Origin of the sequence: Streptomyces chattanoogensis (assembly GCF_001294335.1) — a bacterium.
In the GTDB taxonomy this organism is placed as follows: Bacteria; Actinomycetota; Actinomycetes; order Streptomycetales; family Streptomycetaceae; genus Streptomyces; species Streptomyces chattanoogensis.
This window is the reverse complement of the sequence record NZ_LGKG01000196.1, coordinates 359,222-370,068: the sequence shown is the minus strand read 5'-3', so window position 1 is coordinate 370,068 and position 10,847 is coordinate 359,222. Positions and strand designations below refer to the sequence as shown.

At 71.7% G+C, this 10,847-nt stretch carries 10 protein-coding genes; 2 read left to right on the top strand and 8 right to left on the bottom strand.

Translation table 11 applies throughout. The features are described from left to right. Positions 1–158: 158 nt before the first annotated feature. Positions 159–1,187, bottom strand: a complete 1,029-nt coding sequence (locus ADL29_RS38110) for a glutamate ABC transporter substrate-binding protein (RefSeq protein WP_053928029.1) — start codon at positions 1,185–1,187, stop codon at positions 159–161. Positions 1,188–1,207: 20 nt separating this feature from the next. Beyond that, positions 1,208–2,671: a hypothetical protein gene (locus tag ADL29_RS38105; RefSeq protein WP_053928028.1), complete on the bottom strand. Its 1,464-nt coding sequence runs from the start codon at positions 2,669–2,671 to the stop codon at positions 1,208–1,210. A 281-nt stretch (positions 2,672–2,952) separates the two neighbouring features. Between ADL29_RS38105 and ADL29_RS38100 the strand changes: the two genes are divergently transcribed. Both ADL29_RS38100 and ADL29_RS38095 read left to right on the top strand, forming a co-directional pair. Then, complete coding sequence (locus ADL29_RS38100) at positions 2,953–3,645, top strand: FadR/GntR family transcriptional regulator (RefSeq protein ID WP_053928027.1); 693 nt, start codon at positions 2,953–2,955, stop codon at positions 3,643–3,645. Positions 3,646–3,811: 166 nt separating this feature from the next. After that, the gene (locus ADL29_RS38095; protein ID WP_053928026.1) at positions 3,812–4,171 is read left to right on the top strand and encodes a hypothetical protein; all 360 of its coding nucleotides are present in this window, start codon (positions 3,812–3,814) and stop codon (positions 4,169–4,171) included. On the opposite strand, the gene ADL29_RS38090 is transcribed toward ADL29_RS38095, so the two are convergent. The 6 genes from ADL29_RS38090 to ADL29_RS38065 all read right to left on the bottom strand — a co-directional run bounded on the left by ADL29_RS38090 (position 4,141) and on the right by ADL29_RS38065 (position 10,847). Then, positions 4,141–5,121, bottom strand: a complete 981-nt coding sequence (locus tag ADL29_RS38090) for an N-acetylglucosamine kinase (protein ID WP_053928025.1) — start codon at positions 5,119–5,121, stop codon at positions 4,141–4,143. The genes ADL29_RS38095 and ADL29_RS38090 overlap by 31 nt on opposite strands. Beyond that, a complete protein-coding gene (locus ADL29_RS38085) occupies positions 5,112–6,419 on the bottom strand; it encodes a 6-phospho-beta-glucosidase (RefSeq protein ID WP_053928024.1) in 1,308 nt (435 codons plus the stop codon). The genes ADL29_RS38090 and ADL29_RS38085 overlap by 10 nt, the downstream gene beginning before the upstream one ends. A gap of 9 nt (positions 6,420–6,428) precedes the next feature. Further along, positions 6,429–7,259 (bottom strand): carbohydrate ABC transporter permease, encoded by an 831-nt coding sequence (locus ADL29_RS38080; protein WP_078971585.1) that lies wholly within the window; start codon positions 7,257–7,259, stop codon positions 6,429–6,431. Positions 7,260–7,265: 6 nt separating this feature from the next. Continuing rightward, positions 7,266–8,225, bottom strand: coding sequence for a carbohydrate ABC transporter permease (locus tag ADL29_RS38075; protein ID WP_053928023.1), 960 nt, complete (start codon positions 8,223–8,225; stop codon positions 7,266–7,268). Positions 8,226–8,278: 53 nt separating this feature from the next. Continuing rightward, positions 8,279–9,619 (bottom strand): ABC transporter substrate-binding protein, encoded by a 1,341-nt coding sequence (locus ADL29_RS38070; protein WP_053928022.1) that lies wholly within the window; start codon positions 9,617–9,619, stop codon positions 8,279–8,281. Between the two features lie 91 nt (positions 9,620–9,710). Further along, a complete protein-coding gene (locus ADL29_RS38065) occupies positions 9,711–10,847 on the bottom strand; it encodes an ROK family transcriptional regulator (protein WP_053928086.1) in 1,137 nt (378 codons plus the stop codon).

The following is a 10,847-nucleotide window of genomic DNA, read 5'->3' as shown; positions in this document are numbered from 1 at the left end:
GTACGGCACACGGCGGTTGGTGCGCCTGGGTCGCTCGGTGAACTGCTCCCGCCATCCCCTCCCTTCCCATAGTGAAGGCAACCATCGCTTCTTGGGCCGATCAGTCGCCGTACGGGCGCATGAGCGGCTTGTGCACCCCGGGCGGCCGTGACGTGTGCTCAGTCGCTGTACTCCGGCGACGGCGGCCCGTATATCCGCGGCAGATCGGCCCGCAGCCACTTGCGGTACGCCTGCATCCAGGGGCTGTCGGCGGCCCCGCCGCCCCGGTAGTCGTCCAGCACCTTGTTGACCCGCCGGACCAGATCCGTGTCGGCCTTGTTCATCGCCACGCCGTACGGCTCGTCGGTGAACGGCCTGCCCTTCAGCTCCACGGTCGGATCCTGCGCCGCCTGCGCCGCGGCCAGTGCGTTGTCCGTCACCACCGCGTCCGCCCGGCCCAGCTGGAGCCGTACCAGACAGTCGAGCTGATTGGGCACCGTCAGCACCGTCGCGCCGTGCCGCTGCTTCGTCAGCTCCGCCTCGCCCGTCGAACCGGCCGCCGTGCACACCCGCTTGCCCCGGAGCGAGTCGTCGAACGCCGTCACCGGCGACTTCCTGGGCGCCAGCACCTGCTGCCCGCCCTGGAAGTACGCCGTCGAGAACGCCACCTTCTCCTTGCGCGCGCAGTTGATCGTCATCGTCCGCACCACCATGTCGACGCTGCGTTTCTGCAGCGCCGGTATCCGCTGGTTGGTCGGCACCGCATGGAAGACGACCTTGGCGTCCGGCCCCAGGATGTCCCTGGCTATGGCCCGGGCCAGATCGATGTCGAAGCCCTGCAGCTTGCCGGTGCCCGGGTCGCGGTACCCCCATCGGTACGTGTTCTGGTCGACCCCCACGACCAGCTGGCCCTTCTCCTTGATCCGGTCCACCGCCGGGCCGTCGTCCGCCGACGGACGCAAGCTCTGCGCGGCGTTCTGCGCCGTACAGCGCTCCTCGGCGGGCCGCGTCTGCGACGTTCCGCGTACGGGCGGCGGCGCCTTGTGCCAGGCCGGTCCGTCGTCGAAGGCGTGCCCGCCCAGCGTCGGTACCAGCACCGCCGCGGCCGCCGCCATCACACCGATCCCCGCCGCGACCGGTGCCAGCGCGGCACGCAGATTCAGCAAGGCCCGCGCCCGCCTCGTCCTGCCCTCGTCACCAGGCTTCATGTCCCCATCACCCGGCCCCCTCACCGGTACTCCGACAGCCTGCGCCCGATACCCAGCACCGCACCCACCGCACCCAGCACCGCCAGCACCGCGGCCCCCGCCGCCAGTCCGCCGAGCGCCGCCCGTCCGCCGTCCGCCGCCGACCGGAACTCCTGCTGCTCGTGCGCCAGTGCCCGCTGCAGCTCGGCGTCCACCCGGTCGAAGGACTCCCGCGTCGGCCGGTCGCCGCCGATCACCTTGGCCAGAGCCTGCTCGTAGGCGCCCTTCTCGTCCGCCGCCCGCGCCTCGGCGTGCCGCGCCTGCCACTGCCGTACGTGCCGGAGAGCATCCCGCACCGGCCGCCGGCCCGCCTCGTCGTCCGCCAGCGCCAGCGCCTTCCCCAGCCTGCTGCCGCCCGCGGCGTTTCCTTTCCTGCCCGCACCCACCAGATCCGCCATCCCCGTGCGGAAGCCGGCCTCGTAGAAGTCCTTCTGGTCGCCGGTCAGCACCGCTCCCCGTGCCACCAGCGTCAGATTCTCGTCCCCCCGTGCCTGCAGCGCATCGATCCGGGCCTCGTGGAGCACCCGCAACGACCGCGTCCCGCGCTCATAGGAATCGCTCAGCCCCGACCGCGCCAGCGCATGCCCGGCCACCAGCCACACCAGGGCGGCCAGGCAGGCCGCCGTCGCCGCCAGCAGCCCCCGGTTGAACACCCGGTTCGTCCGCCGGTAGTCCCGCCGCTGCGCCCACCCCAGCGCCCCGACGGCGAGCAACCCGGCCGCCAGCGCGAGCCACGGCCAGGCCTTCGCCGCGGCGTAGTCCGCCGCCAGCCGGTCGTTCTCCGCGTCGTACAACGCCCGGGCGGCGGGCAGGAGTTCCCTGCGCATCTGGTCGTTGGCGTACCGCAGATAGGCGCCCCCGAGGGGCAGCCCCTGCCGGTTGTTCGTCCGCGCCGTCTCGACCAGACCCGCGTACCGCGGCAGCGCCTTGCTGAGCGCGGCTATCTGCGCATCGGCCCGGTCCGAACCCCGCGTGCCGGACGAGGCCTTGACCAGCAGCCCGGCGGCCGTCGCCAGGTCCTGGGCATACCGGTCGCGGGTCGCCCGGCTCTCCTCCCCGCCCGCCAGGAAGCCCCCGGCGGCGGTCGTGTCCGCATCCGCCAGCGAGCGGTAGATGCGCGCCGCGTCCGCGCTCAGCGGCTGGCTGCGCCCGACCACGTCGTCCGCGGCCGCCGCCCGGTCGGCCACCTCCCAGGCCGCGACCGCACCGAACACCAGCACCAGCAGGGCGAGCACGGCGCCGATCACCCGCAGGCGCCCCGGCTCGGTCGTCGCCGCGGCGCGCAGCTCGTCCAGCCCGTCGGCCCATGCCGTACGGCGGCGGGGCGCGGGTGCGGGGCCGCCGCCCGCGGGCTCCGCCGGCGCCGGCCGCGTGGTCTGCTCCGACGAGGCGAACGACGGGGGCGCTGCGGACGACAGGGACGATGCGGGCGCCGCGGACGGCATGGGTGACACGGACGCTTCTGACGACACCGAACCTCCCCCTCCGTCGTCGGCGGCCCGGCCGCTCGCGCGCAGCGCCTGACGCGCGCGCTCACGAGAACCGGTGCACGGGCAGCAGTATGTCTGCACTCACCGACAACCACACCGCGATTGACCTGATCTTTCTGTCCGGCGTCCGGCCTGGCGTCCGGCGAGCGGCACTACAGTTGCCCCCAGGACGGCCGGACGCCGGACATCAAGCCATCAGGCCACCAACCTGCGAACCGTGACCGGAGGGTGATCGCGTGCAAGCGGTGCGCAAGGGCAGGGTGTCGCTGGTGGAGACCGCGACCGATGAGATCCGCGAGCAGATCGTGACCGGCGTCTGGCCCGTGGGCAGCCGCATTCCGCCCGAAAACGCACTCTCCGAGACGCTGGGCGTCAGCCGCGCCTCGGTACGCGAAGCCGTCCGCTCCCTGGTCCACTCCGGACTCCTCGAACCCCGGCAGGGCGACGGCACCTTCGTGATCTCCGACGACGACAGCGCGGTCGCCCTCCGCCGCCGCCTGGAGCGCGCCGAACTCACCCATGTCACCCAGGTCCGCCAGGGCCTCGACGTCGTCGCCGCCCGGCAGGCCGCCAAGCACCGGACCGAGACCCAGCTCGCCGGTATCGAAGCCGCCCTGGCCCGCCGCAAGGCCGCCCTCGCCGCGCAGGACACGGATGCCTTCACCGCGGCCGACGCCGAGTTCCACATCCTGGTCGCCGAGGCCGGCGCCAACCCCGTACTCGCCGACATCTACCGCTCCCTCAGCGCCGCCCTCCGCGAGGAACTGCGCCGCGCCGCCTGCCTCGACACCGCCACCGCGGCCCCCACCGACCCGCACGCTCGTCTCACCGACGCCATCCGCGCCCAGGACCCGCAGGCCGCGGTCGACGCCGCCGTCCTCCTGCTCGCCGGTCATGTCCGCGATCTGGCCCTGCCGCTGGACGACTGACCGGCCGGCCGGGGCGCGTACGGCACCTTGCACGCCCCTCGTTCCGCTCCCGCGCGCCGCTGCCCGATGCACCCCACGTCAACTACTCTAAGTGACGAAGGTGATGCGCGGACGATGCGCGTGACGATGCGCGGACGGTGCATGGACGGCATACGGGAGGCTCCTCATGGGACGTGTGGCACAGCTCTTCAGACCCCTTGCCGCCGTGACGGCACGCGGCGCCGCAGCCTCCGCCCACGCCCCGCCGGCCAGCGGTTTCCTCACCATCGGAGCCAGCACCTACATCGACCCGGCCGGCCACTACCCCCTCACCCCCGCACCGGACGGCACCCCCACCCTCGTCGTCAACGACACCGACCATCACGTCACGGTCATCACGGAACGCGACGGCGGCCATGACCCCACCACCGACATCGTGCTGGCCCCGGGCGACCGCACGGAGACGCACCGGGGGCGCAGCGTGCAGGTGGGCTGGGGGCGGGTGATGGGCGCCTTTCAGCCCCAAGCCTCCCTCAGCCGCTCATAGGCGTCCGGCCCCGCCCCCGCCCGGTCCAGCGCATACAGCGCCGCCCCCAGTACCGGCGGCGCCGTGACCACCTGCGGTACGGCCATCGGGGCGCGCTCCGCGAGGAGTTGGGTCAGTCGGTCGTGCAGCAGCGGGTGGCGGGCCGCCAGGACGCCGCCGCCGAGGATGACGGGGGTGGGCTCGGTGAGGAGGCCCAGGCGCTCCAGGGCGACCGCGGCCAGGAGGGCGACCTCCTCCGCCTGCCGGGCCACGATGGCGCGGGCGACGGGATCGCCGGCGGCGGCGACGCCGAAGAGGACGGGGGTCAGTTCGTGGCGCCGGCGGTCGGGGATGCGCCGCAGATGGAGGGCCTCGATGAGGGCGAGCATGGTGGCGAGGCCGAAGTGGGCGGGCAGGGCGCGGACCAGGTCGGTGGGTTCGCCGCGGCCGTCCTCGGCGCGGGCCGCACACCACAGGGCCTCATCGGCGAGGTGGGAACCGCCGCCCCAGTCGCCGGAGATGCGGCCGAGGGAGGGGAAGCGGGCGGTGGCCCCGTGGCGTCCGAGGCCCGCGCAGTTGATGCCCGCCCCGCACACCACCGCGACCCCCGTCTGCGTGCCCGCGTCCGCCAGGCCGGCCCGCAGCAGCGCGAAGGTGTCGTTGGCGACCGTGACCGTGTCCGCCCAGCCGCGGCGGGCGATCTCCGCGGTCAGGCCGACCTCCTCGACGGGCAGGTCGGCATTGGCGAGACAGGCGGAGAGATGCCCGACCGGGCCCGAGGCTCCCGCCTGTGCCAGTACGCCGGTGACGAGCGGAGCGAGGACGTCCACGGCGCGCCGCGGGCCCGCCACCGAGGGCTGGAAGCCGCCGCCCCGGGCGGTCCCCAGCAGTCTTCCGTCCGCGGTCACCAGGGCCACATCCGTCTTGCTGTTGCCCGCGTCGACGGCGAGCGCCGTGCCTGTCAGGCCCACGTGAGGTGCTCCCGGTTGTGCGCGATCAGTGCGTCGGTGAGCCGGTCGGCGGGGTCGGCCTGGCCGATGAGGGGGTGGGCGAGGAGGGCGGTGAAGACCCGGTCCCGGCCGCCCTTCAGGGCCGCCTCCAGGGCCAGGTGTTCATAGGCGGTGACGTGGGCGGTCAGCCCGGCGTAGAGGGGTTCCAGCGGCCGTACGGGCACCACCCGGGCGCCCGCCGGGCTCACCACCGCCGGCGCCTCGATCACCGCATCGTCGGGCAGGAAGGGAAGGGCGCCGTGGTTGGAGGTGTTGACGATCCGGATGTCGCCCGGGTCGTTCCCGCCGCCCGAGGTGCCCGCGCCGCCCACGCCGCCGGAGGTGCCCGTCCCGCGCAGCAGCGAGGAGGTCAGCGCCACCGCCGCTTCCGAGTAGTACGCCCCGCCGCGCTTGCTCAGCAGCTCCGGCTTCTCGTCCAGCGAGGGGTCCGCGTACATGTCCAGCAGCTGCCGCTCGATCGCCCCGACCTCCGCCGCACGGGACGGCTTGCCGCGCAACTCCCGTACCACCGCGTCATGGCGGTAGAAGTAGCGCAGGTAGTAGGAGGGGATGACGCCGAGGCGGTCCAGGAGCGAGCGCGGCATGCGCAGATCGTCGGCCACCGCGTCGCCGTGCTCGGCGAGCAGCCTGGGGAGGACGTCCTCACCGGCGACCCGTACCGCCCGCTCCCAGGTGAGGTGGTTGAGGCCGATGTGGTCCAGCTCGACCTGATCCGGTGCCACCCCCAGCAGCCTGGCGAACTTCCGCTGGAAGCCGATGGCGACATTGCACAGCCCGACGGCCTTGTGGCCCTGGGTGAGCAGTGCGCGCGTCACGATGCCGACGGGGTTGGTGAAGTCCACGATCCAGGCACCGGGGCTGCGGCGGCGTACCCGCTCGGCGATGTCCAGGACGACCGGGACGGTACGCAGCGCCTTGGCGAGCCCGCCCGCCCCGGTGGTCTCCTGGCCGACGCAGCCGCATTCCAGCGGCCAGGTCTCGTCCTGGTTGCGGGCGGCCTGTCCGCCGACGCGCAGCTGGAGGAGGACCGCATCGGCGCCGTCGACACCGGCATCGAGATCACCGGTCCAGCTGATCCGGCCCGGGTGGCCCTGCCGGGCGAAGATCCGCCGGGCCAGACCGCCCACCCGCTCCAGCCGGCTGGCGGCCGGGTCGATGAGCACGAGCTCCGTCACGGGCAGGACGTCGCGCAACCGCGCGAAACCGTCGATGAGTTCGGGGGTGTAGGTCGAGCCTCCGCCGACCACGGCAAGTTTCATCTCTCGGGATCAGCCCTTCACTCCGGTGAGTGTGACGCCTTCGACGAAGGCCTTTTGCGCAAAGAAGAACACGACGATCACGGGGGCCATGACCAGCAGCGTCGCGGCCATGGTCAGGTTCCAGTTGACGTTGTGGGCGCTCTTGAAGGACTCCAGGCCGTAGGAGAGCGTCCAGGAGGCGGGGTTCTGCGCGGCGTAGATCTGCGGGCCGAAGTAGTCGTTCCAGCAGAAGAAGAACTGGAAGAGGGCCACCGCGGCGATGCCGGGTCTGGCCATCGGCACGATGATGCGCAGCAGGGTGCGCAGCTCGCCGCAGCCGTCCACCCTGGCGGACTCGGTGTACTCCCGGGGGATGGTGAGCAGGAACTGCCGCAGCAGGAAGACGGAGTACGCGTCGCCGAACGCCATGGGGATGATCAGCGGCCAGAGCGTCCCGGAGAGATGGAGCTGCTGGGCCCACACCAGATACATCGGGATGACGATGACCTGGGGCGGCAGCATCATCGTCGAGACGACCAGGATCATGGCCGTACGGCGGCCCCGGAAGCGGAACCGGGCCAGGGCGTACGCCACGGGGACCGCCGAGCAGACGGTGAAGAGGGTGCCGAGCCCGGCGTACAGCAGCGAATTCCGCCACCAGTCCAGAAAGCCGGGCGTCCGGAAGACCGTGGCGTAGTTGGACCAGTGCCATGCGGTCGGCCAGAGCTCGCCGCTCATCGCCTGCTCGTCGCCCATGACGGACGTCAGGAAGACGAACAGGAAGGGCAGGACGAAGAAGAGCGCGGCGGCGACGGCCACGGCGTGTACGGCGATCCAGTGCAGCGTCCGGCTGCGCCTCATACCGGATCAGTCCTCCGCCGGGAGCAGGCCGGCGCGCCTGCGCATCAGCAGGGTGGTGACGGCCATGGCGAGGGCGAACAGCACGAGGGAGAGCGCGCACGCCGCGCCGGTGTTGAAGTTCTGGAAGCCGAGGGAGTAGACGAGCTGGGGGACGGTGAGGGTGGAGTGGTCGGGGTAGCCGGGCTGGATGACCGTGCCGGGGCCGACGGAGACGCCGGAGGCGAGCTTTCCGGCGACCAGCGCCTGGGTGTAGTACTGCATGGTCTGGACGACGCCGGTGACCACCGCGAACAGCACGACCGGGGTGATCGACGGCCAGGTGACGTACCGGAACTTCCCCCAGGCGCCCGCCCCGTCCAGCTCGGCGGCCTCGTACTGCTCCTTCGGCACGTCCAGCAGCGCCGCCATGAAGATCACCATCAGGTCGCCGATGCCCCACAGGGAGAGCAGGACCAGGGACGGCTTGGCCCAGCCGGGGTCGTTGAACCAGGAGGGGGCCGGGAGCCCGACGGCGCCGAGGATTTCGTCGACCGGTCCCGTGCCGGGGTTGAGCAGAAAGACGAAGGCCACGGTCGCGGCCACCGGGGGCGCCAGATACGGGAGATAGAACGCCGTACGGAAGAATCCGGCGCCCGTCCTGATCCTGGTGACGAGCATCCCGATGCCCAGCCCGAAGACGACCCGCAGCGAGACCATCACCACGACCAGCCACAGCGTGTTCCCCAGCGCGGGTCCCAACAGCGGCATCTGCGTCAGGACATAGGTCCAGTTCCGCAGCCCCACGAAATCGGGCTCCTGGATCTGGTTGTAGTGCATGAACGAGAAATAGACGGTGGCGATCAGCGGATAGCCGAAGAAGACGCAGAACCCGGCCAGCCAGGGGGAGAGAAATCCGAGGGTGCGCAGTCGCTCCCGGTTGCGCTTGCGGCGCAGGCCGGGCGGTGGCGCGAGGGCGGTGGATACCAAGGCGGGCCTCCGTACGTTCTCGTCGGTTCCGGTGAGTTCTCTTCTCTTTTCCGTCAGTTCTCCGACTGGAGGGTGTCGGCGTCGATGTGCGCGTCGAGCGCCCGCAGCCCCTCGTCCAGATCGGGGACCTTTCCGGCCTCGACGTCGTATGCGAAGTCCTGCAGTGCGACGATGTACTGGCCGCCGTTGACGGACGGCGGAATCGCGGTGCTGTGCGGATTCCGCGCGATGTCCAGGAAGGTGCGGAACGCCGGATCGGCGTCCAGGCCCGGGGACTTCAGCGCCGCCTTCGTCGACGGCACGTTATGGATGGCATTGGCGAACCGCACCACCTGATCCGTGTCGACGGTCAGGAATTTCACCAGTTCCCACGCCGCGTTCTGATGCCGGCTGCTGTGCGCGATGCCCGCGACCGTACCGGTCAGATATCCGCGGCCGTATGTCTCCGCCCGGTCGTCCGGCACCGGCATCGGCGCCGTGCCCCAGCGGAACGGCGCCTTCTTGTCCCTGAGCATCAGCCCACGCCATTCGCCGTCCATGTGCATCGCCACCTTCTGTGTCAGAAAGGCGTTCTGCGAGGACATCTCCTCGCCGAAGGTCGTACGGAACCTCTCCAGCGCCGCATAGCCGCCCTGCGCCCGGATCAGCCCGCGCTGGGTGGCGAAGAACTCCTTCGTGCGCGGGTCCCTGGCCAGCCGCGCCTTGCCCTGTCGGTCGAAGTACGTCGGCCCCCACTGTGCGAACAGCCGGTCCGGACTGTTCTGGTAGAGCCGGAAGTTGGGCATGATCCCGACCCGCTCGTACGACCCGTCCCCGGTACGCCGGGTGAGTCGCACGGCGTCCCGTTCCAGCTCCGACATCGTCCGCGGCGGCCGTGCGATCCCGGCTTCCCGGAAGGCGTCCTTGTTGTAGTAGAGCCCATAGGAATCCGCGAGCAGCGGCAGCGCACACTGCTTTCCCGCATAACTCGTGTAATCGAGGAAGGTCTTCGGGAACACCTTCTCCTTGTCCACTCCGGTCTTCTTCATGAACGGATCGAGATCCGCCCACATGCCGGACGAGCAGTACTGCCCCACGTTGTTGGTGGTGAACGACGACACCACATCCGGCGCCTCGTCCCCGCCCGCCCGCAGCGCCTGATTCACCGTCTCGTCGGTGACGTTCCCGGTCACCTTCACCGTGATGTGGGGGTGCCGCTTCTCGAAGCGGGCGACGCTGTCCTCGATCGCCTTCACCTCACCGGCGGCGGACCAGCCGTGCCAGAACCTGAGCGTCACCGGTTTCGTCGGATCGTCCCGGTCACTGCCGACGCTCGGCCGGGCGCAGGCCGACACGAGAAGCCCGGCGCAGGCCAGCGCCACGGACAGAGGGATACGCATACGGGAAAACGGCATGGCAGACTCCCTTTGCGCCCCGCGCTTCACGGCAGGGGAAGTTGACGAACGAGTCGTGTGATGCGTTACGCGGCAGGCCGGGTTCGGGTTCTCATGCGGTGGTGAACACCGCATCGCGCGCCCCGGCGAGTGCCGTCCGCAGTGCGCCGATAAGAATCGGATTTCCGCCGATATCGCTGATCCGCAGTTCCGGCCGCGGCAGCGCGAGGCCGGTGAATTCCTCCTCGACCAGCACCCGAAGCTCCTCCCCGCCGGCCTGGGCGACCTCGCCGGACAGCACCACCAGCCGCGGGTCGACCACCGCGACCACCGCCGCCAGCCCGGTGGCCAGTCGCCTGGCCACCTCCTCCCGCACCGCGTCGCGCTCCAGCGCCTCCGCGACCGTACGGACCTCCGGGGCGCCGTACTCCTGCGCCAGCGCGACCACACTCGGCGACCCGACGAGCCGCTGGAACCCACCGCCGGCATCCGGGCGCGCGGCGCTGCGGTCGCCGCCCCGGGACAGCGGGGCGTCGGGCAGCGGCATGTACCCGATCTCCCCCGCGCCGCCGGTGGCGCCGCGCAACAGCTGCCCGCCCAGCACGATCGCGGCGCCGACGCCCTCGTCGACCCACACCAGCACGAAGTCGTCGAAGTCCTGCGCGGCCCCGTCATGCTGCTCGGCAACGGCCGCCAGATTCACATCGTTCTCCATGACGACCGGTGTGCCCAGCACCTCCGCCAGCTCTTCCTTCAGCCGCCGCGAGTGCCAGCCGGGCAGGTGCGGTGCATAGCGCAGCGCACCGGTCTCCGGGTCCAGCGCGCCGGGCGTGCCGATCACCGCCCCGTGCAGCCGCTCGCGCCCCAGCCCGGCCTTGGCCAGCGCCCCGTCCACGGCCTTCGCCACCAGCCGCGCCGTACGGTGCGGCGCCTCCTCGTCCACCGCGTCCGTCCCGACCCGTGCCTCCCCGAGCACCCGCCCGGTGATGTCGGCGACCGCCGCGGTGATCCCTTCCTGGTCCACGGCCAGCGCGGCGACATGCGCCGCGACCGGGTTGACCTCGTACAACTGCGCATTCGGCCCCGGCCGCCCGGTCACATTCCCGGTCGTGCGCACCAGCCCCGCGGCCTCCAGCCGCGCCAGCAGCTGCGAGGCCGTCGGCTTCGACAGCCCGGTCAGCTCACCGATCTGCGTACGGGTCAACGGCCCCTGCGACACCAGCAGATCGAGCGCCGCCCGGTCATTCAT

Excerpts from the sequence above, each read along its gene's own strand:
- ADL29_RS38095 (WP_053928026.1), top strand. The coding sequence starts at position 3,812 with ATGGGACGTGTGGCACAGCTCTTCAGACCCCTTGCCGCCGTGACGGCA.
- ADL29_RS38105 (WP_053928028.1), bottom strand. The coding sequence starts at position 2,671 with ATGCCGTCCGCGGCGCCCGCATCGTCCCTGTCGTCCGCAGCGCCCCCG.
- ADL29_RS38065 (WP_053928086.1), bottom strand. The coding sequence starts at position 10,847 with ATGAATGACCGGGCGGCGCTCGATCTGCTGGTGTCGCAGGGGCCGTTG.
- ADL29_RS38070 (WP_053928022.1), bottom strand. The coding sequence starts at position 9,619 with ATGCCGTTTTCCCGTATGCGTATCCCTCTGTCCGTGGCGCTGGCCTGC.
- ADL29_RS38085 (WP_053928024.1), bottom strand. The coding sequence starts at position 6,419 with ATGAAACTTGCCGTGGTCGGCGGAGGCTCGACCTACACCCCCGAACTC.
- ADL29_RS38080 (WP_078971585.1), bottom strand. The coding sequence starts at position 7,259 with ATGAGGCGCAGCCGGACGCTGCACTGGATCGCCGTACACGCCGTGGCC.
- ADL29_RS38110 (WP_053928029.1), bottom strand. The coding sequence starts at position 1,187 with ATGAAGCCTGGTGACGAGGGCAGGACGAGGCGGGCGCGGGCCTTGCTG.